At 58.6% G+C, this 466-nt stretch carries 1 protein-coding gene; it reads right to left on the bottom strand.

All coding sequences use genetic code 11. The features are described from left to right. Positions 1 to 383: transposase family protein (locus HB393_RS24930; protein ID WP_213807934.1), on the bottom strand; the 383-nt coding region annotated here is incomplete at its 3' end. Positions 384 to 466: the final 83 nt, after the last annotated feature.

The following is a 466-nucleotide window of genomic DNA, read 5'->3' as shown; positions in this document are numbered from 1 at the left end:
AGCCGTTGTGCCATGCGAGCTCCGGCCTGTCCCCCGAGAGCCAAGGTAAGCCAATCCAAGGTCTCGGTCGCACGGAGAGTACGTCGCGCATACCGTCGTGCGGTCCCGGGAAAGGGTTCGGTGAAGATATACCGGCGGCAACCCTCGTCGACGCAGAAGAACCGTCGCGTAGAGAGCAGGATCCGAACAGGCAGCCCTTCCCATGGCAGGTCACCCAGTCGACGAACGTATCGGCTGTGCACTCGATCGGATGGGGTTCCACAAACAGGGCAAGTCACACGGGCCCGACAACCTTGAACCTCCATCTGAATAGCTCCGTCCTTCGGACGAAGACAGAGGAGCTTCACTTCGGCATGGTTCGGCAGCAGCGTCCCTTGGGCCATCAAGAGCCTCCAGCTACCTTCTTCTTACCTGCGCACAGACGCGTTGGAAAGAATCACCAAATGTACGGATGAACCCAAATAAT

It is taken from the genome of Granulicella sp. dw_53, from assembly GCF_018449545.1.
Taxonomy (GTDB): Bacteria; Acidobacteriota; Terriglobia; order Terriglobales; family Acidobacteriaceae; genus Edaphobacter.
Note: the sequence above shows the minus strand (reverse complement) of the source record. Positions and strands in the feature narration are given on the sequence as shown.